Annotated in this window: 18 protein-coding genes and 1 pseudogene; 12 read left to right on the forward strand and 7 right to left on the reverse strand. The window is 69.9% G+C overall.

The features are described from left to right. Positions 1–57 precede the first annotated feature (57 nt). Positions 58–2358: an FAD-dependent oxidoreductase gene (locus GA0115234_RS32375; protein ID WP_093548855.1), complete on the reverse strand. Its 2301-nt coding sequence runs from the start codon at positions 2356–2358 to the stop codon at positions 58–60. A 435-nt stretch (positions 2359–2793) separates the two neighbouring features. Here GA0115234_RS32375 and GA0115234_RS32380 point away from each other — a divergent pair, with 435 nt between their 5' ends. The 6 genes from GA0115234_RS32380 (at position 2794) to mug (ending at position 9818) form a co-directional block, all read left to right on the forward strand. Then, positions 2794–3723, forward strand: coding sequence for a carbohydrate ABC transporter permease (locus GA0115234_RS32380; RefSeq protein WP_093548857.1), 930 nt, complete (start codon positions 2794–2796; stop codon positions 3721–3723). Continuing rightward, a complete protein-coding gene (locus GA0115234_RS32385; RefSeq protein ID WP_093548859.1) occupies positions 3720–4640 on the forward strand; it encodes a carbohydrate ABC transporter permease in 921 nt (306 codons plus the stop codon). The genes GA0115234_RS32380 and GA0115234_RS32385 overlap by 4 nt, the downstream gene beginning before the upstream one ends. A 67-nt stretch (positions 4641–4707) precedes the next feature. Continuing rightward, positions 4708–6006, forward strand: a complete 1299-nt coding sequence (locus tag GA0115234_RS32390; protein WP_093548861.1) for an extracellular solute-binding protein — start codon at positions 4708–4710, stop codon at positions 6004–6006. Positions 6007–6270: 264 nt separating this feature from the next. Beyond that, positions 6271–7572 carry a BNR-4 repeat-containing protein gene (locus tag GA0115234_RS32395; protein WP_093548864.1) on the forward strand — a complete coding sequence of 434 codons (1302 nt, stop codon included), beginning with the start codon at positions 6271–6273 and terminating at the stop codon, positions 7570–7572. A gap of 220 nt (positions 7573–7792) precedes the next feature. Continuing rightward, a complete protein-coding gene (gene purB, locus GA0115234_RS32400) occupies positions 7793–9235 on the forward strand; it encodes an adenylosuccinate lyase (protein WP_093548865.1) in 1443 nt (480 codons plus the stop codon). A 19-nt stretch (positions 9236–9254) separates the two neighbouring features. Next, the gene (gene mug, locus GA0115234_RS32405) at positions 9255–9818 is read left to right on the forward strand and encodes a G/U mismatch-specific DNA glycosylase (protein ID WP_093548867.1); all 564 of its coding nucleotides are present in this window, start codon (positions 9255–9257) and stop codon (positions 9816–9818) included. Positions 9819–10240: 422 nt separating this feature from the next. Here the strand turns inward: mug and GA0115234_RS32410 are convergent, their stop codons facing one another. The 3 genes from GA0115234_RS32410 to GA0115234_RS32420 all read right to left on the reverse strand — a co-directional run bounded on the left by GA0115234_RS32410 (position 10241) and on the right by GA0115234_RS32420 (position 12470). Continuing rightward, positions 10241–10678, reverse strand: a complete 438-nt coding sequence (locus tag GA0115234_RS32410) for a hypothetical protein (RefSeq protein ID WP_093548869.1) — start codon at positions 10676–10678, stop codon at positions 10241–10243. A gap of 119 nt (positions 10679–10797) precedes the next feature. Continuing rightward, a complete protein-coding gene (locus tag GA0115234_RS32415) occupies positions 10798–11535 on the reverse strand; it encodes an ABC transporter permease subunit (protein ID WP_176729338.1) in 738 nt (245 codons plus the stop codon). Positions 11536–11537: 2 nt separating this feature from the next. Next, on the reverse strand, positions 11538–12470 hold the full coding sequence (locus tag GA0115234_RS32420) for an ABC transporter ATP-binding protein (protein ID WP_093548873.1): 933 nt from the start codon (positions 12468–12470) through the stop codon (positions 11538–11540). 109 nt (positions 12471–12579) lie between these two features. On the opposite strand from GA0115234_RS32420, the gene GA0115234_RS32425 reads away from it, so the two are divergent. The 3 genes from GA0115234_RS32425 to GA0115234_RS32435 all read left to right on the forward strand — a co-directional run bounded on the left by GA0115234_RS32425 (position 12580) and on the right by GA0115234_RS32435 (position 15874). Further along, complete coding sequence (locus tag GA0115234_RS32425; RefSeq protein ID WP_093548874.1) at positions 12580–13761, forward strand: sensor histidine kinase; 1182 nt, start codon at positions 12580–12582, stop codon at positions 13759–13761. A gap of 205 nt (positions 13762–13966) precedes the next feature. Further along, entirely contained in the window at positions 13967–14617 is a 651-nt protein-coding gene (locus tag GA0115234_RS32430) for a response regulator (RefSeq protein ID WP_093548876.1), read from the forward strand. A gap of 99 nt (positions 14618–14716) precedes the next feature. Next, positions 14717–15874, forward strand: a complete 1158-nt coding sequence (locus tag GA0115234_RS32435) for an ROK family transcriptional regulator (protein ID WP_093548878.1) — start codon at positions 14717–14719, stop codon at positions 15872–15874. A 49-nt stretch (positions 15875–15923) separates the two neighbouring features. Here the strand turns inward: GA0115234_RS32435 and GA0115234_RS32440 are convergent, their stop codons facing one another. Next, positions 15924–16691, reverse strand: a complete 768-nt coding sequence (locus GA0115234_RS32440; RefSeq protein WP_093548880.1) for a GntR family transcriptional regulator — start codon at positions 16689–16691, stop codon at positions 15924–15926. Between the two features lie 349 nt (positions 16692–17040). Further along, a complete protein-coding gene (locus tag GA0115234_RS32445) occupies positions 17041–17934 on the reverse strand; it encodes an RNA polymerase sigma-70 factor (protein ID WP_093548882.1) in 894 nt (297 codons plus the stop codon). A 154-nt stretch (positions 17935–18088) separates the two neighbouring features. Between GA0115234_RS32445 and GA0115234_RS32450 the strand changes: the two genes are divergently transcribed. Next, positions 18089–18919 (forward strand): alpha/beta fold hydrolase, encoded by an 831-nt coding sequence (locus GA0115234_RS32450; RefSeq protein WP_093548884.1) that lies wholly within the window; start codon positions 18089–18091, stop codon positions 18917–18919. A 123-nt stretch (positions 18920–19042) separates the two neighbouring features. On the opposite strand, the pseudogene GA0115234_RS32455 reads toward GA0115234_RS32450, so the two are convergent. Next, positions 19043–19843 (reverse strand): annotated as a pseudogene (locus GA0115234_RS32455) (DMT family transporter); the annotation flags it as partial. A 47-nt stretch (positions 19844–19890) separates the two neighbouring features. Between GA0115234_RS32455 and GA0115234_RS32460 the strand changes: the two are divergent. After that, positions 19891–21384 (forward strand): MocR-like pyridoxine biosynthesis transcription factor PdxR, encoded by a 1494-nt coding sequence (locus tag GA0115234_RS32460; RefSeq protein ID WP_093548886.1) that lies wholly within the window; start codon positions 19891–19893, stop codon positions 21382–21384. A gap of 91 nt (positions 21385–21475) precedes the next feature. Then, positions 21476–23056, forward strand: coding sequence for an alkaline phosphatase D family protein (locus GA0115234_RS32465; RefSeq protein WP_093548888.1), 1581 nt, complete (start codon positions 21476–21478; stop codon positions 23054–23056).

Raw genomic sequence — 23056 nt, forward strand, 5'->3', positions numbered from 1 at the left:
CGGCGAAGGGGCCGGGTGAAGGCCGTTCGGCCTTCACCCGGCCCCTTCGCCGTGCGGCTACGCGCCGTACGCCTTGAACGCGATCACGTGCGCGTGCCGCGCCCCGTGCGTCGCGTCCACCACGAGCCGTAGCGCATCGGTGCGCACGGGCCCGCCGTCCGGGCCGTTCAGCTCGTGCACGCGGTGGCGGCGGCGGTTGCCCGTCACGGTCAGCAGCGTGTGCCAGGTGCCGTCGGGCTCGCGGCTCTGGACGCGGTAGTCGCGGACCAGTTCCGGCATGACCTCGAACGGGGTGCGATGGCGGTGCAGGTTGTTGAGGTACTCGTCGACGTCGTCGTCGAACACCAGGCGCGTCTCGGTGAGTTCCCGCTCCTCGTCCCAGTCGAGGCGCAGCCACTGCGCGGCCCGGTCCGCGTCGGGCAGCGCTTCGGACGACCACATCTGCGGTCCCCCGTAGGCGCGCTGGAATCCGCCGACGGCCCGCTCGGGCAGGAACGCGGCGGTGTCCGGGGTGGCCCGGAAGCCGAAGGTCCGACGGCGCAGGCCGCGGGCCTGCCACTCCAGGACCAGCTGCCCCTCCTCCTCCGGGATGTCGTGGTCGACGGCCGCGTCCCCGTCGACCCTGCTGCGCAGGGCGAGGACGCCGTCGGTGCGTTCGGGGACGAGGACCAGCGCCGCGTCCGGGCAGGCGCGGACGATCAGTACGACGTTCTCCGGCGCGTCCGGGCGGTGGTCGAAGCGGGCCGTGACCCAGTGCGGGCCACCGGCCGGCACGGTCACCGTGGTGGTGAGCACGTGGTCGACGGGGACCGCGTTCTCGGGGCGGCCGGTGCTCCACAGTTCCACGGTCAGTTCGCTCGGCCGCTCGCCCCGGGCGCCGTGGACGAGCAGGTCGACCGTGTCGAGCGCCGGGTCCACCGGCAGCAGCAACGCGAGGTCCCGGGTGAGCGGGTACGGCTCGCCGGGCACGTCCGGCGTGGGCTCGGCGGCCAGGCGGCTCAGGTACGAGGAGGCGCTGACCCGGGCCGTGCGCGCCAGGTTGTCGGGGTCGTCGTCGAAGAGGCCGATGACCGAGGCGTCCTGTCGCAGCAGGGTGCGGCGCACCAGCTCGGGGTGGTCGGCGGCGAGTTCACGCGGGCCGATGCCCTCGGCGACGCACAGCGCGGCGGCCGTGCCCGCGGCCTCGCCGAGCGTGGCGCAGGTGGCCATGACACGAGTGGCGCCGAAGGCGATGTGGGTGGCGGAGATATTGCGCCCGGCGAACAGGAGATTCGTGACGTTCGCCGAGTACAGGGAGCGCAGCGGGATGTGGAAGATGCCGTCCGCGTACCGCTGGCGGGCGCCGGGCTCGTCGGCGTACATGCCCTGCACCGGGTGGAGGTCGACGGACCAGCCGCCGAAGGCCACGCGGTCGGCGAACTGCCGCTGTTCCAGGATGTCCTGCTGGGTCAGCATGTGATCGCCGAGGAAGCGGCGGTACTCACGCTTGCCGGGGAGACTGCCGACCCACTCCAGCGTCAGGTTCTCGGCGTCCGGGAACTCTCCGGAGTTCTTGATGTGGTCCCAGATGCCCATGATCACGGCCTGGAGTTCGTCGCGGATGCGCTCGTTGTCATGGACGGTGTCCAGCTCGCCGCCCCACTCGATCCACCAGTAGTCGCAGCCGTTGTCGCCGGTGCGCAGCACGCGGTTGCGCAGGATGGGCGTGGTGGTGAGGTCGCGGGCGCCGTCGGGGCGCACGAACTTCACCGGCCGACCCGTGTCCTTGGTGTGGAAAAGGATCGTCGACCCGAGCAGCGCCTCGTCCCCGTTCTCCGGCGCCCAGGGCTCGCCGAACTCCGAGCGTGCCTCGCGGCCGATCCGGTAGTGGGCACCTGCGAGGTGGCCGAGCAGGCCGTCGCCGGTGCAGTCGAGGAACTGCCGTGCGTGAAAGGTGATACGCCTCTCGGAGCCCATCATCCAGCCCGTGCAGGAGTGCACCTGGCGTGCGTCGTCCGGGCCGCTCGCGTCGACCTCCCGTACGTCGGTGTTGAGGTACAGGTCGATGCCGGGTTCGGCCCGGACGGCGTCGAGGACCACCTGGTCCCAGTAGTACGGGTTCCCTTCGGGGTTGCGGTACTGGTTCTCGGTGTACAGCTCGCCCATGATGCCGGTCTCGCGGGCCCAGCGGTGCACGCCGTGGGCCGTGGCGCCGCAGACCCAGACGCGGACCTCGCTGCTGGCGTTGCCGCCCAGGACGGGACGGTTGTTGACCAGGGCGACGCGTCGGCCGAGCCGGGCCGCGGCAATGGCCGCGCAGGTCCCCGCCAGGCCACCGCCGATGACGGCGATGTCGTAATGGACCTCTTCTTCCCGCACGGAGCGGCCTCCTTGGTGTGATGCTCGGATGCTCTCCGCCACAGCGGAGCGGCCTTGAACGTACATCACATCCATATTGTGCAACCACTGTTCGGACAGTGGGATGTGTTGTAAGTTTCCAGCGCAGCCGACGACACCGCCGCCGTGGGCCAACAGCCAAGCTCATGGCATGTGCGGCGACTTCGCCGGTCTGTACGGAACCGGCGATTCACCGACCAAAAGGGTTGACGCCGTCGCACGATATGGAGAACGATCCCGCATGCTGCAACTTGCGTTCGACGGAGCATGCATGGCATTCACACAGGGCCTCGGTCGAAGCAGGGGACGGCGCGGCTCGCCGCTCACACCCGGCCACGTCACGTCCGTCCACCGGCGCACGGCCTCCCGTGCCACGCCCTGCACCACCGCTCCCGCCCCGTTCGAGAGGACACACCCATGAGTACGGCCGCACCTCCACAGAAGGCCGCTCCACGCCGTGAGCGGTCCGGCGGACGGCTCTCCAACGGCGCGTTCGCACTGCTGCTGACCGCACCGGGGCTCGCCCTGTTCGCGGCGATCATCATCTATCCGCTGCTGTCCGCCCTGTTCACCGGCTTCTTCAAGCAGGACCTGCGTCTGCCGGGCCGGGAGTTCGTCGGCCTGGAGAACTTCAGCTACTGGCTGGACGGCGAGTTCCTCACGATCCTCAAGCAGACGCTGATCTTCACCTTCGGTGCGACGCTCGTCCCCTTCGTGGTCGGTTTCGCCCTCGCGCTCGCGCTGAACTCGGGCCTGAAGGGCAGCGGCTTCCTGCGTGGGCTGTTCCTCTTCCCCTGGGTGATCCCGGGCGTGGTGGTCTCCTTCCTGTGGATGTGGATCTTCAACGCCAACTACGGCGTACTGAACGGCGTCCTCATGAAGGCCGGGATCATCGAGGAGTCCATCTCCTGGCTCGGCCAGCCCGGCACCGCCATGCTCGCCGTCATCGTCACCAAGACCTGGGCGAGCTTCCCCTGGATGATGGTGATGCTCCTGGCCGGTCTGCAGACCGTGCCCAAGGAACTGCACGAGGCCGCGTCGATGGACGGAGCGGGCTCGATCCGTCGCTTCTTCGCCGTCACCTGGCCCCAGGTCCGCGGTGTCGCCTCGATCGTGCTGCTCCTGGAGTTCATCTGGAACTTCCAGCACTTCGACACCATCTACGTGCTCACCGGCGGCGGCCCGGCCGGAACCACCGAGACCTTCGCGACCGCCGTGTACCAGACCGCCTTCAAGGGCTTCGACATCGGCCGGGCGACCGCGCTGGGCGGTCTGTGGATGGTGCTCCTGCTCATCCTGGTCGCCGTCTACCTCAGGATCACCGAGCGGAAGGGCGACGCCCGATGACCTCCACGACCTCCACCCCGCTGGCCGGTACCGACCGGCTGAGGCCGTCCGCCACGTCCGCCGGACGCACCTCGCGACGCCGGATGCGCAAGGACCTGCTGCGCTCCCGGATCGCCGCCTGGACCGCGATCGTGGTGATCGGCGCCTTCGGCATGCTGCCGGTCTACTGGCTGCTGGCCACCGCCCTGAGCAGCCCCGAGCAGACCTTCCAGTTCCCGCCGAAACTCATCCCCACCGACATCACCTTCAGCAACTTCACGGCTCTCGCCGAGAACGACCAGCTGATCACGTACCTGGTCAACTCCCTCATCGTGGCCTCGATCACCGCCGTGCTGAGCGTGGTCGTCGCCACGTACATGGGGTACTCGTTCTCCAAGTTCCGCTACCGCGGGCGGCGGTCGCTGATGCACATGGTGCTGGCCTCCCAGATGTTCCCGCAGGCGCTCCTGCTGGTGACGCTGTACGCCGTGTTCTCCAGTTTCGGCCTGCTGAACACGTACACCGCCCTGGTGCTGTCCTTCACCACGTTCACGATGCCGCTGTGCGTCTGGATGCTGAAGGGGATCTTCGACACGATCCCGGACGCGCTGCTGGAGGCCGCGTCCATCGACGGCGCGTCCCGGTGGCGGACGCTGCACTCCATCGTGGCGCCGCTGGCCGCGCCCGGGATGATCGCCGCCGGGCTGTTCGCCTTCGTCCGCGGCTGGAACGACTTCATCTTCGCCGTGACGCTGGCCGACAAGGAGAAGCAGACCCTGCCGCCCGGCCTCGTCTCCACCTACATCGGCGAGTTCCAGACCGCCTGGCCCGAGCTGATGGCCGCCTCGCTGGTGGTGTCCGCGCCGGTGGTCGTCGCCTTCATGTTCCTGCAGCGCTACCTCGTCGGCGGCATGACCGCCGGCTCGGTCAAGAGCTGAGCCACCGGGACCTGCCCGCACTCTCCCCCACGCACTTCCCCTTCCGCCCACTCCCCATGGAGACACCATGACCACCTCTGGCATCACCCGGCGCGGCGCGCTGCGCATGTTCGGCATCGGCGCGCTCGGTGTGGCCGGCGCCGGCGCGCTCGGCGCCTGTGCGCCGTCCGGCGCCGGCACCTCCTCCGGCGGCGACACGAAGTCCAAGAACTTCGACTTCACCTCCTGGTCGCTCAACGAGGAGGCCGCCAAGCCCTCGATCGAGAAGATCATCGCGGCGTGGGAGAAGGCCGAGGGCTCCAAGATCCGCGCGGTCTCGTACCCGTACAACGAGTACCTGAGCCAGCTCACCCTCAAGCTGGGCGGCGGGGAGACGACCGGCGCGGTGCACCTCGACATCGCCTGGCTCGCCGCGGTGGCGCAGATGGGCAAGCTCGCCGACCTCGGTTCCGTGGCCCTCAAGGGCGGCTACACGAATGTGGCGCTGGACAGTGGCATGTATGACGGCAAGCAGTACGGCCTGCCGTGGAACACCGGCTCGATCGGTGTGATCGCCAACTCCAGTCTCCTGGAGAAGGCCGGCATCAAGAAGCACCCCACCACCGTGGAGGAGTTCGAGGGTGCGCTGCGGGAGCTGAAGGGGCTCGGCGGCGGTGTCGTGCCGTACGCCGCGGCTACCAAAGTCGCGCAGCTCAAGGACATCTTCCCGTGGATGCAGACCTTCGGGTGCACGCTCCTGGAGGACAGCAAGGTGACCATCGGCGACGACGCGTCCATCGACGCGGTCACCTGGTACAAGAAGCTGCACGACGAGAAGCTGATCGCCGCCGACGTGGACCGCTTCGACGCCCGTGCCCTGTTCGGGCAGGGCAAGGCCGCCTTCTACGACGACGCCATCATCGGCAAGGGTGTGACCGCGGCGCAGTCCAAGGACAAGACGCTGGCCGACGCGATGCGGCCGATGAAGCGGCCGGTGCTGCGGGCCGGTGACACGCCGCAGGCGCTGCTGTGGGGCGGTGTGATCGCGATCGTCAAGGGCAAGGGGCAGGACGCGGCGACGGAGTTCGCGCTGCACACCACCACCGACCGCGCCACCACCACCGAGTACTTCGCCGCCCGTGCGCTGCCGCCGTCGACCACGGCGGGCCTGTCCGACCCGAAGGTCGCGCAGGACACCTTCACCACCGAGTGGACCGAGAAGATCACCGATACGGCGACCGGCAGCCCGTTCTGGCAGTTCGCACAGAACGCCCAGATCGAGGAAGCCGTGGCCAAGCAGGTCCAGGCCGTCCTGGTCGGCACGTCGAAGCCGAAGGACGCGATGAAGAAGGCCGCCGAAGAGGTCAACGACCTCATCAAGCGCTGAACCGGAGCACGGGGGTCCGGGGCCCGGCGAAAGAGGACGTCCTTCGCCGGGCCCCTTGCCATGCCTGCACGCACCTTCCCCAAGGCGTATCTCAGATCCGCATTGCGCAATCTCTATTCACACTATGGGGATCTGTTGTAAGTTTCCGGCGCGACGGAGGGGTGGAGGGGTGGACCGGTCAGCGGGCCGCTCCTGTTCCGCCTCACCGTCACGCCCGTAGCGCCCCCGCTTCACGCCCGCATCACGCCCGCGAAGGAGTTCATCTTGCGTCGTCCCACGGCACGCGCGTATGCCGCCTCAGCCGCGGCCCTGGCCGCCCTGCTCACGCTCGTCCCGGCCGCCCAGGCCGACAGCACGGACCTCACGGCAGCCGCGACGACGGTGATCGAGAAGGTCCCGTACGCGATGGACTCGTCGAACCAGGCCGCGTGGTGGACGCCGGCCGCCACGTACAAGGGCCGGGGTCAGTACACGTACTTCGCCTTCAACGAGCCCGGGGCGACGGCTGCCACACACCGTCCGGCCATCGCGCGGCGCGACCCGGACGGGGTCTGGAGCCGTCTGCCGCTGCTCGACAAGAACGGACAGCAGGCCGAGTTCGCCGACGACAACGGTCACAATCAGCCGTCCGTCGCGCGCGACGGCAGCGGCCGCCTGCATGTGTTCGCCTCCATGCACGCCAACGCCTGGCGCTACTTCCGCACCGAGGCCCCCGGCGGGGACGTCACGGACCACGCGGCCGAACTGCCCGACCAGGGCGTGGGCATCACCTACCCGATCGTGACGACCGCGCCCAACGGCGATCTGTACCTGGCCGCCCGCGTCGGCGCCGGTGCCGACCAGCGGCCCGGCAAGCTGTACCGCTGGGACAACGCCGCCGCGCAGTGGAGCGTGGTCGCCACCTTCGCCGGTGCGCTGAACCGCTCCGTGTACCCCGACGACCTGACGGTGGACGCCGCCGGGCGCGTGCACCTGCTGTACGAGTGGGCCAAGGCCCCGGCGACCGGGTTCCGGCACCAGCTCTCCTACCTGCGCTACGACCCGGCGACCGGCGCCTTCACGGACAGCGCAGGCGCGGCCGCCACCACTCCGGTGACGCCCGCGACGTCCGATGTGATCCAGGACCTCACCGCGGGCGAGGAGTGGAGCATCGACAACGCCTACACGGGTCCGGCGGTGCAGAGCGCCAAGCTCACCCTCGACGGCTCCACCCCGAAGGTCGCCTACCGCTACCGGTCGGCCGACAGCGGCGGAGACTTCCGCGTCTACTACGCGTCTCCGAGCGCCGGCGACTGGGCCCGCCAGACCGTGTACGCCGGTGGCCCGACCACCGCGGCCCTCGGTATCACCTGGGACGAGACGGACGCCGGACGCGTCTACTACGTGACCGGCTCCGGCACCGACCGCGTCTTCGCCGCGACCTCGGCGGGCAGCACGTGGACCTCTCAGTCCGCCGCGCCGGGCGTGAGCGCGGACCGGCTCGCGGTGCGCCGCGACTCGGACGGGAACGACGTGCTGTACCTGCCGGACACCGCCCACGGCTCGCTCTACTACGGGCGCCGTTGATCCCCTGCCCCATGGGCACTCCCGGCGGCGTGATGGACCGCTGACCGCTGCGGCAATCGGTGACCTGGAAACGCCGGGCCGGAGCCGTCTCGTCTCACGCACGTCTCACACGGCGTGCGTGAGACGGCGGCGCAGGCACCTCTGACCTGGACCTTCCTGGACCCCATGGACCCCGCGGGCGCTCACGAACCGCCGGAGACGGCAGGTAAGCTCTGGACACGTGACTGCTGTGTCTGCGAAGCCTCGCATCCCCAATGTCCTGGCCGGCCGCTACGCCTCCACGGAGCTGGCCGTCCTCTGGTCCCCCGAGCAGAAGGTGAAGCTGGAACGCCAGCTGTGGCTGGCGGTGCTGCGCGCTCAGAAGGACCTCGGGATCGAGGTGCCGGACGCCGCGCTCGCCGATTACGAACGTGTCATCGACCAGGTCGACCTGGCCTCGATCGCCGAGCGCGAGAAGGTCACCCGGCACGACGTCAAGGCCCGGATCGAGGAGTTCAACGCCCTCGCCGGCCACGAGCAGGTCCACAAGGGCATGACGTCCCGCGACCTCACGGAGAACGTCGAACAGCTTCAGATCCGGCTCTCCCTGGAGCTGATGCGCGACCGCACGGTGGCGGTCCTGGCCAGGCTCGGCAAGCTGGCGGGTGAGTACCGCGAGCTGGTCATGGCCGGTCGCTCGCACAACGTCGCCGCTCAGGCGACCACGCTCGGCAAGCGCTTCGCGACCGCCGCCGACGAGCTCCTGGTGGCGTACGGGCGGCTGGAGGACCTGCTGGACCGCTACCCGCTGCGCGGCATCAAGGGCCCCGTGGGCACGGCTCAGGACATGCTCGACCTGCTGGGCGGCGACGCCGGGAAGCTCGCCGACCTCGAACAGCGCATCGCCGCGCACCTCGGTTTCGCACAGGCCTTCACCTCGGTCGGCCAGGTCTACCCGCGCTCGCTCGACTACGACGTGGTGACCGCGCTGGTCCAGCTGGCCGCGGCGCCCTCGTCGGTCGCCAAGACGATCCGTCTGATGGCCGGGCACGAGCTGGTGACCGAGGGCTTCAAGCCGGGTCAGGTCGGCTCGTCCGCGATGCCGCACAAGATGAACACCCGCTCCTGCGAGCGCGTCAACGGCCTGATGGTGATCCTGCGCGGCTACGCGTCGATGACCGGCGAGCTGGCCGGCGACCAGTGGAACGAGGGCGATGTGTCCTGCTCCGTGGTTCGTCGCGTGGCGCTCCCTGACGCCTTCTTCGCGTTCGACGGTCTGCTGGAGACCTTCCTCACGGTGCTGGACGAGTTCGGGGCGTTCCCGGCCGTCGTCGCCCGTGAGCTGGACCGCTACCTCCCCTTCCTCGCCACGACCAAGGTCCTGATGGGCGCGGTGCGCGCGGGTGTCGGCCGTGAGGTCGCCCACGAGGCGATCAAGGAGAACGCCGTCGCCTCGGCCCTCGCCATGCGTGAGCAGGGCGCCGAGCGCAATGAGCTGCTCGACAAGCTGGCCGCCGACGACCGCATCCCGCTGGACCGCGCACAGCTCGACGCCCTGATGGCCGACAAGCTCTCCTTCACGGGCGCGGCGGGCGACCAGGTCACCGCGCTGATCTCCCGCATCGAGGAGATCGCCAAGCAGCACCCCGAGGCCGCCGCATACACGCCGGGCTCCATCCTCTGACTGCCTCGACCACAGTCGGATGACGCCCGAAGAGCTCCAGGCCGCCCGCGACCGCACCGTTCCCGACGTGGTCGCGGGTGGCCTGCGTGTGCTGTTCTGCGGAATCAACCCGAGCCTCATGACAGGGGCTACGGGGCACCACTTCGCCTACCCCGGCAACCGCTTCTGGCCGGTACTCCACCGGTCCGGCTTCACACCCCGGCAGTTGAAGCCGGCCGAACAGGCCGAACTGCTGCGGTACGGCCTCGGCATCACCAACGTGGTCGCGCGGGCCACTGCTCGCGCGGACGAGCTGTCCGCAGAGGAGTTCCGCGAGGGTGGGAAGATCCTGGCGGCGAAAGTCGAGGACCTGCGGCCACAGTGGCTGGCGGTCGTAGGTGTCACCGCGTACCGCACGGCCTTCGGCAGGCGAACCGCCCAGATCGGTCCGCAGGAGCACACGATCGGCGGTGCCCGCGTCTGGGCCCTGCCCAACCCCAGCGGCCTGAACGCTCACTGGAACGCTCAGACGATGGCAGAGGAGTACGGACGCCTCCTCGCCCGCGTCGGCCCCGACGCCGCCTTCACCACCGAAGAGCCCTGACACCTGGCCCTCGACGCCTGTGCCAGCACCGGCAGGACGGCCTCGGTCGGTTCGGTCGGCTTCGGTTGGGTTGGCTTGGGTTGGCTTCGGTCGAAGAGTCCGGCAACCGTGTCGGTCTCCACCCCCGCGATGGCCCCGGCCTACCGCCCACCACCTGCCACCTGCCACCTGCCACCTACCGGCAGACGTCGGCCGCCGCAGCCTGATCTGCTACCTCCGCCCGTCTCACCCGGCGTGCAGCGGCCCGTCGCGAAGTGAGCAGTGTCCGGGCCCCTCGCAGGGACCGGAACCGGACTCCGACCTGCCCGCCCGTCCCGCCGAACGGTGGACGGTGGCGGAGCTCGTCGCGGCGCGATTCCCCGACCCGGCCACCGCAACAAACGGCTCCGTGCCCGTCCAGCGGGGACAGCGGCCTGTTCACCTCACGGCGGATCGCTCTCCGTCACCACGACGTTCAGCTCGCACCCGGGACCTTCCTCCTCCAGGTAGAGCCCCATGGCGATCCAACGGTCCTCGATCCTCCACACTTGGAGGTACTCGCAGCCCGCAATCGCCTCGACCCATGCCTCCGGTATCTCCTCACCGGCGGCCATCCGCTCCTGCGCACTCCACAGGCTGACCAGCTGTGGTTCACCCCAACGACCGGTAAGCAGCGTGAGCAGTGCATCGTGCTCCGCGAGGCACTGGGCCCGGTGCTCCAGTCTCCGCACCTCGTCGTCGTCCCAGTGATCGACGTCCGCGTGCAGGGACGCCGTGTGATACCCGGGCCCGCTGACTCCCGAGCCAGACCGGATGCGCTCCGTGGGAAAGTCCAAGGTGCGCATCGCGTCGATGAGGCGGAGATGATGTGCGGTGGTCATGCCGCCAGTAAACCGCCCGGCACTGACAATCCGCTCCTCGCCAGGAGCTTTGAGGCCCTTTCAGCCGTTCTGATCCGCATTGAAGCCGTTCCGAGCGGCATCCGAATCGTGGCAGTGGCCTACGCGTCCCTGCGCCGAACCGCCCACCACCCTGCCAGCAGCGCAGCCACGGCCCAGACCGCAGCCACTGCGAGTCCACCCCACGGTCCGAGGCTTCCCTCGGGGTTCTGATGGAGCACCATCTGTCCCGCCCGGTCCGGCAGAAACTGTGCGACGCCGCTGGAGGCGTCACCGACCACGAACGAGACGATGAGCACGAACGGTATGAGCAGGCTGAGTACGGCTACGGCACTGCGCAGCACCACTGTCAGTCCGGCGGCCAACAGCGCCATCAGCATCAGATAGATGGCGCCACCGAGGGCTGCCCGCAAAGCTCCCGGCTCGCCCAGGTCGATCGCGTACTTCCCCATGAACGTCTGGCCCAGGAAGAAGGTACTGAAGCTGCTGACCAGGCCGACGGCGAGTGCCGGCGCCCCGACGACGGTGATCTTGACGGCGTAGAGGAGACTGCGACGCGGTACAGCGGCGAGTGATATCCGCAGAGCTCCGTTGAGGTACTCGGCGGAGAGCGCGGTCGCCCCGAAGCTGATGGCCGCGATCTGGCCGAAGTTCAGTGCGTAGAAGGCGTTGAAGACCGGATCGGCACCGGCTTGGGCCGCCTCGGACTGACCGACCGTGGAGAAGGCGAGCAAGGTGACGGCGAGTGTCACGATGAGGACGGCTATCAGGGATCCCGCCACGGAGCGGAGCGATCTCATCTTGATCCACTCGGAACGCAGCACTGCGGTGGTCGACATGTTCAGGCCTCCTGAGGGTGGGCGGACGAGGCCGACGCGAATTCCGTGGCGTCGGCGGTGAGGTCGAGATAGGCCTGTTCCAACGTGGCCTGCTCATCGGTGAGTTCGAGGACAGCAATGCCTTCGGTAGCGGCTATCGCGCCGATCTCCCCGGCCTTCGCTCCTTCGATGGTCCAACGGCCGTCTTCGCCCTGCACAGGGTCGTAACCTTTGCGTATCAGGACATCGCGCAGCCGTGTGGAATCGGTCGTGCGTACTCGTGCGCGGGGTCTGCTGCGGGAGTCCAGGAACTCCTGCATCGGCAGGTCGGCGAGGAGCCGGCCGCGGCCGAGGATCACGAGGTGGTCGGCGAACGACGAGGTCTCGTTCATCAGATGGCTGGATACGAGGACCGTGCGTCCCTCCCGGGCAAGCCGTTTCATCAGCTCGCGGATCCAGATGATGCCTTCCGGGTCGAGGCCGTTGGACGGCTCGTCCAGCATCACCACCTCCGGATCACCCAGCAGGGCGGCCGCTATGCCCAGCCGCTGTCGCATGCCGAGTGAGAAGGTCTTGATCCGGGCTTCTCCCACCTCGCCGAGGCCGGCCTCCACCAGGACTTCCTCGACCCTGCGCGCACCGAGGCCGTTGCTGACCGCCAGGGCGAGCAGGTGATTCCGTGCGGTGCGCGCGCCATGGGCGGCCTGGGCGTCCAGCAAGGCGCCCACCCGGCGCAGTGGATCGCCGATGGTGGCGTAGAACTGCCCGCCGATGGTGGCCGTGCCGCCGGTGGGCCGGTCGAGGCCGAGAACGAGTCGCATAGTGGTCGACTTGCCCGCGCCGTTGGGGCCGAGAAAGCCGGTGACACGTCCGGGGCGCACGCTGAACGTGAGGTTGTCCACGGCACGGGTCGAGCCGAATTCCTTGGTGAGTTCATGGACGTCGATGCTGGTCATGTCCCAAGCCTCGCGGCCACGCCCCGTGTCTCACCTCCCCCACGGGTGGGGATCGTCTCCCTCTCTCGGGGGAGCCGCCACGACCACTCGGACTGACACGATGGCTTGCATGTTCCGCCTCCTGCGCCCGCTCGCCGAATCGGCCACCTACACCCGGTGGCTCCATCTCCTCATCCCGATGGCGGGCTACAGCGTGTGGGTATTCATCTCGCCGAACACGCCCTGGGTGCCCGTGCTCCTCGCCGTGCCGGTCGGGCTCGTGCCGGGGATGCGGCTCGCCGAGGGAGTGCAGGCACAGCTTCTGCTCGCGCCCGAGCAGAGAGGCAGCGCCCACGCCACGATCTCCGCGGCCAAAGCGACCACTTGGGCCGATCGCTGGAGAACGGTGCTGTGGCTGGAGGTACGAATAGCGCTCGCTGTCCCCGTGTGGTTCGCCACGGTATGGCTGCCGGCAACCACGGTGGACCTCGTTCTCACCTCTTTCGGCAACGGCCCCAGCGATGAATGGCTCTTCCGCGGAGCGGAGCCGCACTGGTGGTATGCCCTGCTGGCGCCCCTGCCGCTCTTGATGCTGCTTCCCATCGTCGTGATCAGCGGCCGGCTGACCACCGCGAGCGCTCAACGTCTTCTCGGCCCCTCGCAGGTGCAGCGGTTGACCGCTCTGGAGGAGCGCACCGAGCAGTTGCTGGAGCGCAACCGCATCGCACGTGAGCTGCATGATTCGATCGGGCACGCGTTGACGGTCGCGGTCGTGCAGGCCGGCGCGGCCAGGGCGGCTCAGGACCCGGATTTCACCGAACGGGCACTGGCCGCGATCGAGGAGACGGGCCGGGACGCGCTCGACGATCTGGAACGGGTCCTGCGGGTGCTGCGTGAATCGGGCACACCGGTGGGACAGCGGCCGACGCTGGTGGAAGCGGACCGGCTCCTGGACTCCGCGCGCGGTTCGGGTGCGAAGATCGACGCGGACGTGTCAGGGCCGTTGGAACAGGTTCCTGGCGCGATCTCCCGCGAGGGGTATCGCATTCTTCAGGAGTCCCTCACCAACGTGCTGCGTCATTCGGGGGCGGTCCCTGTCCGCGTGCGGATCACTGTCGCCAACCGCCGACTGGAGTTGGAAGTCACCAATCCGCTTAGTGGGGCGACCGTCGCGCCGGGGGGCGGGAGCGGGCTGCGGGGCATCCGGGAGCGGGCCTCGCTTCTGGGTGGAAAGGCCGAGACGGGTCCACACGAGGGGGAATGGCGGGTGCACGCGAGCCTTCCGCTGGACGGCCTGAGGGTTGCCCCGTGAGCCCCGGTGAATCCACGAGCGGCGTCGCATGCCACGCGTCGTACGGCGGAGGGGCACCTGCGTACCGGGCGGACAGGGGCGCCCGGGGCGCCCGGGGCTCCATGGGTATACGAGGCGTCCCTGGCCGTGACGCCAGTACGGCGGGGTGGTGCGGCCGATGTCGTACGCCCACCAGGGACCACTGGACAGCCCGTAGGCTGGCCCCATGCCGGTTAGCGTACTTCTGGTCGACGACGAGCCCCTTGTCCGCGCGGGGTTGCGCGCGGTTCTGGAGGCTCAGCCCGATATCGAGGTGGTGGGCGAGGCAGGCGACGGCGCCGCTGTGATCCCACTGCTGCGTCAGCTGCGCCCCGACGTGGTGGCCATTGACGTCCGGATGCCTTTGATGGACGGCATCGAGGCCACGCGAGTGGTGCTGCGCACAGTGCCGGATCCGCCGAAGATCCTCGTGGTGACCACCTTCGAGAACGACGAGTACGTCTACGAGGCGCTGCGTGCCGGTGCGGACGGCTTCCTTCTCAAACGTGCCCGGCCCGCCGAAATCGTGCACGCGGTACGTCTGGTCGCAGAAGGCGAGTCGCTGCTCTTCCCGGCGGCGGTCCGGCAGCTCGCCGCCGAGTACGGGACGAGCAAGGCGCGCGCCGCCATGGACCGGGCGGCGCTCACCGAGCGGGAATCCGTGGTCCTCCGGCTGATGGCCCGTGGCCTGTCGAACGCGGAGATCGCCGCCAAGCTCGTGGTCGGTGTCGAGACGGTGAAGACCCATGTCAGCGCGGTACTGGCCAAGTTGGGTGCGAGGGACCGCACCCAGGCGGTGATCGCGGCATACGAATCCGGGTTCGTCGCTCCGGGCTGATGTCCCCGGCCGGGGAAGCCCATCGCGGCCCACGGTCGCCCCGTACCTGGGCAGCGAGTACCATCCGCCTGACATGCGCTCGAGCTGGGAGGACACACCGTGGGCCGGCTGACCGGTGGGGATCCATCGCTGTTGCGACGCATCAATTCCGCGGTGGTGCTGCACGCTCTGCGTGGCGCCGACTCCCCTACTCTGACGGACCTGACCCGGATCACCGGGCTGTCCCGTCCGACGGTCGAAGGCGTCATGGAGGGGCTCTTCGAGGCCGGACTGGTCGTCGAGTCGGTGCCGGACGAGGGCGAGGCCCGGCGTCAAGGGCGTCCGGCCCGCCGGTTCCGGTTCCGTGCCGAGGCCGGGCATCTGCTCGGCATCGAGATCGGCCCGCATCGCGTCTCCGCACTGCTGTCGGGGCTGGATGGACGGATCATCGGCGCGGGTGCCCGCGAGGTGTCGGAGACCGCCTGCGCCGACGACCGGCTCGACAAGGTCAGGGCCGTGGTGGCCGACCTCCTGCGACGGACGGGGGTGGCCCGGAGCAGCCTCCGTGCGGTGGGGGTGGGCAGTCCCGGCATCGTGGAGGCGGACGGGACGGTACGGCTGGGGACCGCCCTGCCCGGCTGGACGGGTCTCGCGCTGGGCGAGCGGTTGAGGCGCTCCTTCCGTTGTCCCGTTCTGGTGGAGAACGACGCGAATGCCGCGGCCGTCGCGGAGCACTGGAAGGGTGCGGCCACCGAGTCCGACGACATCGTGTTCGTTCTGGCGGGGCTGAGTCCGGGCGCCGGTTCGCTGATCGGCGGACGACTGCACCGCGGCTTCGGCGGCGCGGCGGGCGAGATCGGTGCGCTGCACCTGCTCGGACGTGAAGTGACGCCGGAGCGACTTCTCTCCACGACCGACACCCCGCTCGATCCCTTGGACGAACCCGCGGTCGCCCATGTGTTCGCGGAAGCCCGGCAGGGCGATGTCCGGGCGCAGGCGGCGGTCGAGCGCTTCATCCAGCGCCTGGTGCACGATGTCGCGGCGCTGGTGCTGGCGCTGGACCCGGAGCTCGTAGTGGTGGGTGGCTGGGCCACCGGTCTGGACGGTGTGCTGGATCCGCTCCGCAGCGAACTGGCCCGCTACTGCCTTCGGCCACCGCGGGTCACGCTGTCGCTGCTCGGCGAGGCAGCGGTGGGCACCGGTGCCCTGCGGCTGGCACTCGACCACGTCGAGGAGCAGCTCTTCGCGGTGGAGGGATCGGTGACGGCCCGCCGCTGAGCGCGACGGGCCGTACGTACCGACGGGGAGTCGGCGGAGCCGACCGTGCTCAGGACGCCTGGCGCTCCTGGTCGTGGTGGCTGATCTCCAGGTCACCCGAGTCCCCGAAGGTGAGCCGGCAGGTGTCGGCCCGGTACGTGGCGACGGAGAGCGCGGCCGTGCCGCCCGCCACGAGGTAGCGGGTGGTGACGACGAGTACGGGGGCACCGGGAAGCCGGTCGAGTTCCTTGGCGTCGTCCGCCCGTGCCGATCCGAGCTCCACCGACCGGTCCTGGCCGTCGAGACCGAGACGGTGCAGCTCGCGCAGGACTCCGCGTGCCCGCGCGGGTCCGGACGGGGCCTCGATCGCGGAGAGTTCGGGCACGGACGACGACGGGACGTAGAGGAGTTCCGCCGCGACCGTCTGGCCGTGGGTCACCCGGATCCGGCGCACGATGTGCACCGGCTCGTCGGCTTCCACGTCGAGCACGGATGCCACCGAGGACGGCACGACCGCCGTCGTGCAGTCCACCGGTTGCCAGGCCTCCACCGCACCGCCGCCGGACCAGTCCCGCTGCGCCGTGGAGACGGCGACTCCGACGCGCGGCGGGGCGACGGTGGTCCCGACGCCACGGCGACGCTGCAGCCTGCCTTCGAGTTCGAGCTGCTCCAGCGCCTGCCGGAGCGTGGCTCGGGCGACTCCGAAACGGGCGGCGAGCTCGCGCTCGTTGGGCAGGATCTCTCCCACCGCAAAGTCCGAGTCGAGTGCCTCACTGAGCACGGTCTTGAGGTGCCAGTACTTCGGCTCCTGCACCGATTCCAGCTGCGTGGTCCCCACCCTGTCCTCCGCAATCGCCCAGCGGCTATTCCGCGATGTTATTTATTAAAGGTTCCTGTCTTAACGTTGAGACCATAAGACCGTACACACCCTTGGTCAAGACCAATCCTCGGTCCGTCACGCAGCGAAACGGGCCTCTGCCGCAGAGCGTTCACAGGACGTTCGTAGTGCTGTGGGGCGAGCACAGGACAAAGCCCCACAAAAAGGAAGAATGCGAGGCTTCCACGAGCAAAGCGACGCAAGCCCTGGACAGCCGGAGTCACTGGCCCCGGCCGCACGTGCGGCAGGCAGGCAGGCAGGCAGGCAGGCAGGCAGGCAGGCAGGCAACGGTCCGCCAACCCTGGGCCCGCTACTCCTCCGGGAGGTCCGAGAAACGTGTGAGCTTGTCAGGGTTCCGCACGATATATACGCACTGGATGAGCCCGTCCCTGACGTCCACCTGAACGACCGAGTCGACCTTCCCGCCCAGGAACAGCAGCAGGCCCGGCCCGCCGTTGAGCTCCAGGAGCCGGGAGTCGAAGGCCTCGACCTGACCATGGGCGACCGCGAAGAGGAAGCGCCCGACCTTGTCGGCGCTCTCGATGACCCGCAAGGGCGCCTTGGACTTTCCACCGCTGTCCCCGACGAGGCGCGCGTCCGGCGCGAGCAGGGCCAGCAGCTCCTCGATGTCGCCGCCCGCCGCCGCGGCGAGGAACCGCTCGGTGAGGTCACGGCGATGGACCGGGTCGACGTCGTAGCGCGGTTTGCGCTCCTCCACATGGCGCCGCGCACGCCCCGCCAGCTGACGCACCGCGGCCTCGGTCCGGTCCAGCGCCTCGGCGATCTCCGCGTATGGAAAGCCGAACGCCTCGCGCAGCACGAAGACGGCTCGTTCCAGCGGCGAGAGGGACTCCAGGACGACGAGCACGGCGACCGATACGGAGTCCGCCAGGACAGCCTGTTCCGCGGTGTCGGGCACCGCCGGTCCGAAGTCGGTGCGGAGCGGTTCCGGCAGCCACGGGCCGACGTACGCCTCACGCCGGGACTGCGCCTGTCGCAGCCGGTCGATGGCGAGGCGGGTGATGATCCTCATGAGGAAGGCGCGCGGCTCCCGTACGTCCTCGCGGGAGGCTGAGGACCAGCGGAGCCAGGCCTCCTGCACCACGTCCTCGGCATCGGCGATCCGACCCAGCATGCGGTAGGCGACGCCGGTGAGCACGGGGCGGTGGCTCTCGAAGACATCAGTCGCGGTGTCGGCTGTCACCCCTCCATCCCAGCCGACCCGTCGCACCCTGTCCAGCGCGAATCGCCCGCCCCTCTTGAACTGCAGACTACTGAGCGGTAATTGTTATTGACGAGACGTCTAAGTCGCCTTCAGGCATGGCCCCTTCATGCCGGATCACCCCGGGAGCACCAGCATGGCCACCACGGTCTCGTTCAGCGTCGACTCACCGAATGGCCCGCGGACCGTGTCCGTGGCGTATGAACGGACCGGCTCCGGTGAGCCGCTGCTCCTGCTCCACGGCATCGGCCACCACCGTCAGGCCTGGGACCCGGTGTTGTCCGTACTCGCCGTGGAGCGGGAGGTCATAGCCGTCGACCTCCCCGGTTTCGGCGCCTCTCCGGAACTGCCCGCCGGACTGCCGTACGACCTGTCGACCGTGGTCGGGGTGCTCGGCTCGTTCTGTGAGGAACTGGGCCTGGACCGGCCGCATGTGGCGGGCAATTCGCTCGGCGGTCTGCTGGCGCTGGAGCTCGGCCGGGAGAAGCTCGTGCGGTCGGTGACGGCTCTGTCGCCCGCCGGTTTCTGGACCGAGAGCGAGCGGCGCTACGCGTTCGGGACGCTGCGGGCCATGCGGCAGGCCGCGTTGTCGATGCCGGTCCCGTTGATCGAGCGGCTCTCGCACAGCGCGGCCGGGCGCACGGCACTGACCAGCACCATCTACGCCCGGCCCGGCCGTCGTTCACCCGATGCCGTCGTCGCGGAGACCCTCGCCCTGCGCGAGGCCACCGGCTTCCACCGGACGCTCGCCACCGGGCGGAGCGCCGCGTTCACCGCCGATGTGCCGGGGCTGCCCGTGACCGTCGCCTGGGGCAGCCGGGACCGGATCCTGCTGCGTCGGCAGGGAATCAGGGCCAAGCACACCATCCCCGACGCCCGGCTGGTCCGGCTGCCGGGCTGCGGTCATGTGCCGATGAACGACGATCCGGCGCTCGTGGCGCGCGTCATTCTGGACACCAGTCGCTGAGACCGTGCCGGGCGCCGCCTCCGCGCCCCGGGCCGCTCCGTTCCGGGTCAGGACGCCCGATCCGAGGGCGACACCCAGCCCGACCAGAAGGCTTCCGCCGGCCTGTGCGGTGCCGTACGAACCGGCGCCGACCAGCGGGGCGGTGAGCGCGGCGGAGACCGGGATCAGGCCGGAGAACAGCGTGGCGCGCTCGGCGCCGATGCGTTGCATGCCCATGTACCAGCAGACGAACCCGATGACGGTGACCACGGCCGCCTGCCACAGCAGCGCGGTCGCCTCTGCCGCGGTGGGCATCCGCAGAAAACCGCTGCCGTCCAGGACCACGCCGAGCCAGGCCGATTCGACGGCGGCGATGCCGCAGACCGTGGCGGAGAGCAGCTTCGGCCCCAGCGGCCGCAGGACCGGTACGGCCAGGACGGCGAAACCCACCTCGCCCGCGAGAGCGCCGACCGAACAGAGGATGCCCGCCAGGTCCGTGCGCCCCCAGCCCTGGACGGTGAAGGCCCCGGCGGCGACAAGCGCAGCCGCGTACAGGACCGTGCGCGTGGGCCGACGGCCGTCGGCGAGCGGCACGAGTACGGCGACGAGGATCGGGGCACAGCCGACGAACACCCCGGGGACGGCGGGTTCCGCCGATCGTTCCGCACCGAGCACGGCAAGGTTGAAACCGACCATGCCGATGGCTGCCAGCAGCGCGAGCCGTCCCCATTGGCGCGGGGTGAGGGTGCGCAGCACGGCGATCGGCCGGGACCGCCCGTCGCGGGTCAGGAGAGGCACGAGCAGCAGGGCCGCGAGGCCGTAGCGCAGGGCCTGGCCGCCCGCGTACGGATACTCGCCCAGAACACTGTTGGCGGTGAAGGAGGCACCCACGAGGATGCAGGCGAAGGCGGCGAGGAGCGCCCCGCGCAGAGAGCTGACGTTCATGGAACCGACGCTAGGCAGCCGGGCGGACCGGATTAAGGTCCACTTTCATGATGTCTTCGGGGACCAATCCGCAGCCGGACCGTTCAGGGAACGACGAGTTCGGCTCCGCGGCCTGGGAGTTGCTGCTTCCGGCCGCCGCGGAACCGGCCCGCCGACGCGGTCGCGCCCTGCAGTCGGCACTGCGCGAAGCCGTACGCTCCGGCCGTCTCGTTCCCGGCACGCGGCTGCCGTCCAGCCGTGCGCTCGCCACCGATCTGCGGGTGTCGCGGGGACTGGTCACCGAGGCGTACGAGCAGCTCACGGCCGAGGGCTATCTGCGCAGCGGACGTGGTGCGGGTACCTGGGTGAGCGAGTCGGTCCGGGCGCCGGTACCGGGGGCGCGTGATCTCGCGCCGCGCGCCGCGGGCGTACGCGTGGACTTCCGGCCCGGCACACCCGACCTGTCGCTGTTCCCGCGCGGTGCCTGGGCCGCCGCGTACCGCTCGGTGCTCGGCCGGCTGCCGCACGGTGCGCTCGGCTATCCCGATCCGCGCGGGCTGCCCGCGCTGCGGGACGCCCTGGCCGCGCTGCTGTCCAGGCGCCGCGGGGTGGTAGCCGATCCGGAGCGTCTGGTGGTGTGCTCCGGCGTGGCGCAGGCGACGACCCTGCTGGGGTTCGTGCTGCACGGGCGGGGACTGCGGACCGTCGGTGTCGAGGACCCCGGAAGTCCCGAACACTCCGCGCTGTTCGCATCCGCGGGGATCACCACCCTCGGCCTGCCGCTCGACGCCGAAGGCCTCGCCGTCGAGCCCCTCGTACGCTCGGGCGTGCGCGCGGCCGTCACCACACCGGCGCACCAGTTCCCCACCGGAATCGCCTACTCCGCCACTCGGCGCAGCCGGCTTCTGGACTGGGCGCGCGCCGTGGACGGACTGATCGTGGAGGACGACTACGACGGCGACTTCCGCTACGACCGCGCACCCGTCGGAGCCCTTCAAGGGCTCGACCCCGAGCGCGTCGCGTACACCGGCTCGGTGAGCAAGTCGCTGGCACCCGGGCTCCGGCTGGGCTGGCTGCTGGCACCCGCGGCGATGACCGACGAGATCGTCGACCGCAAGCGCACGATGGATCTGGGGAATCCCGCCGTCGACCAGGCGGTCCTCGCCGACTTCATCACCCGGGGCGGCTACGACCGGCAGCTGCGCCGCTGTCAACGCGCCTACCGCGAACGCCGCGACACGCTCACATCGATGCTGGCGGAGCATTTCCCCGGCACCGAGGTGAGCGGGATCGCCGCAGGTCTCCACATCATCGCCGCGCTGCCCGAACGGTACGGCCCGGAGCCGGTGTTCCTGGCGCGCGCGGCCGGTGCCGGAGTCGCCCTGCGGCCGCTCGGCGCCTGTGGCACCGCGCCCGGCGAGGACCGGGCGGTGCGCCTGGTCCTCGGCTACGCGCATCTGGCCCCGTCCGACATCGAGAACGGCGTACGGCTGCTGGCTGCGGCCCAGCGGGACACGGACGGACCGGCGACCGGCGGGGGCCGCAGCCGGGTGTTCATCTGAGGTTGGTGTGTGAGCCGCCGACGGGCACAAAGGTGGAATCGCTCGCCCAGCCACCCGTTCGTCCGCCGACCAGTGCCCCGGAGGTGCCCCGATGTCCGACCGCCCGCGAATCCCGTCCCCCGCCCGCCGCAGTGTGCTGCGAGGTTCCCTCGCCGTCCCGGCCGCGCTGGCGCTTCCCGCGGTGGGCGCGGCGGCTCCCGCCTTCGCGCTGTCCGGACGGCCGCGCGCGGCGTGGGGCGTGCAGGTCGGCGATGTCACCTCGTCCTCCGCGCTGGTCTGGGTGCGGTCGGACCGGCCGGCCCGGATGATCGTGGAGACATCGGCGACGGACTCCTTCCGGCGGGCCCGCACATGGCACGGCCCACTCGTCGGATCCGGCACCGACTTCACCGGGACGACACCGCTGTACGGGCTGCCGCCGGGCGAGCAGGTGCACTACCGGGTGACACTCGCCGATCCCCAGGACCCCCGCCGCACCGGGGAGCCGGTGCGCGGAACGTTCCGGACGGCGCCCGCCCGACGCCGGGACGGGGTGCGCTTCCTGTGGTCGGGCGACATCGCGGGCCAGGGCTGGGGCATCAATCCGGACATCGGCGGCTACGTGGTGTACGACGAGATGCGCCGTCTCGACCCGGACTTCTTCCTCTGCAGCGGTGACAACATCTACGCGGACGGGGTGATCGAGCCGCGTGTGACGCTGCCCGACGGGCGGGTCTGGCGCAATGTCACCACCGAGGAGAAGGCGAAGGTCGCCGAAACCCTTGCCGAGTACCGCGGGAACTTCCGGTACAACCTGCTCGATCACAACCTCCGTGCGTTCAACGCCCAGGTGCCGTCGATCGTTCAGTGGGACGACCACGAGGTGCGCAACAACTGGTATCCCGGGCAGATCCTCGACGACGCCCGGTACACCGAGAAGAACGTGGATGTGCTCGCGGCCCGTTCGATGCGGGCGTTCGGCGAGTACTTCCCGGTGTCCACGCTGCATGCCCGCTCCGGTGAGGGCCGGATGCACCGCGTGGTGCGACACGGGCCGCTGCTCGATGTGTTCGTCCTCGACATGCGGTCCTTCCGCAACGCCAACTCCCCCGGCCGGCAGCCCGATGACACGACGGGCATCCTCGGTGCGGAGCAGCTGAGGTGGCTCAAGCACGAGCTGTCCCGGTCCCGTGCCGTGTGGAAGGTCATCGCCGCGGACATGCCGTTGGGACTGGTGGTCACCGATGGTGAGACGGACTTCGAGGCGGTCGCGCAGGGCGATCCCGGAGCCCCGCTCGGCCGGGAGTTGCAGATCGCGGAACTGCTGCGGTTCATCAAGCACCGCCGGATCACCGGAACGGTCTGGCTGACGGCGGATGTGCACTACACATCGGCGCAGCACTACGCGCCCGAGCGTGCGGTGTTCAAGGACTTCGCGCCGTTCTGGGAATTCGTGTCGGGGCCGCTGGCGGCGGGTCAGTTCCAGGCGAACGCGCTCGACGCGACGTTCGGGCCCGACCGGGTCTTCGTGCGGGCGCCGGACCGGGCGAACGTGTCACCGATGGAGTCGCCGCAGTACTTCGGAGAGGTCGACATCGACGGCGACAGCGGCGAACTGACCGTGCGTCTGCGGGCGCAGGGCGGTTCCGTACTCTTCACCAAGGTGCTGCAGCCGGGGTGCGTCGGGCAGTGA

Source organism: Streptomyces sp. DvalAA-43 (assembly GCF_900091725.1).
Classification (GTDB): Bacteria; Actinomycetota; Actinomycetes; order Streptomycetales; family Streptomycetaceae; genus Streptomyces; species Streptomyces pulveraceus.

Excerpts from the sequence above, each read along its gene's own strand:
- GA0115234_RS32380 (WP_093548857.1), top strand. The coding sequence starts at position 2,794 with ATGAGTACGGCCGCACCTCCACAGAAGGCCGCTCCACGCCGTGAGCGG.
- GA0115234_RS32410 (WP_093548869.1), bottom strand. The coding sequence starts at position 10,678 with ATGACCACCGCACATCATCTCCGCCTCATCGACGCGATGCGCACCTTG.
- mug (WP_093548867.1), top strand. The coding sequence starts at position 9,255 with ATGACGCCCGAAGAGCTCCAGGCCGCCCGCGACCGCACCGTTCCCGAC.
- GA0115234_RS32390 (WP_093548861.1), top strand. The coding sequence starts at position 4,708 with ATGACCACCTCTGGCATCACCCGGCGCGGCGCGCTGCGCATGTTCGGC.
- GA0115234_RS32450 (WP_093548884.1), top strand. The coding sequence starts at position 18,089 with ATGGCCACCACGGTCTCGTTCAGCGTCGACTCACCGAATGGCCCGCGG.
- GA0115234_RS32420 (WP_093548873.1), bottom strand. The coding sequence starts at position 12,470 with ATGACCAGCATCGACGTCCATGAACTCACCAAGGAATTCGGCTCGACC.
- GA0115234_RS32425 (WP_093548874.1), top strand. The coding sequence starts at position 12,580 with ATGTTCCGCCTCCTGCGCCCGCTCGCCGAATCGGCCACCTACACCCGG.
- GA0115234_RS32385 (WP_093548859.1), top strand. The coding sequence starts at position 3,720 with ATGACCTCCACGACCTCCACCCCGCTGGCCGGTACCGACCGGCTGAGG.
- GA0115234_RS32460 (WP_093548886.1), top strand. The coding sequence starts at position 19,891 with ATGATGTCTTCGGGGACCAATCCGCAGCCGGACCGTTCAGGGAACGAC.
- GA0115234_RS32415 (WP_176729338.1), bottom strand. The coding sequence starts at position 11,535 with ATGTCGACCACCGCAGTGCTGCGTTCCGAGTGGATCAAGATGAGATCG.
- GA0115234_RS32430 (WP_093548876.1), top strand. The coding sequence starts at position 13,967 with ATGCCGGTTAGCGTACTTCTGGTCGACGACGAGCCCCTTGTCCGCGCG.
- GA0115234_RS32465 (WP_093548888.1), top strand. The coding sequence starts at position 21,476 with ATGTCCGACCGCCCGCGAATCCCGTCCCCCGCCCGCCGCAGTGTGCTG.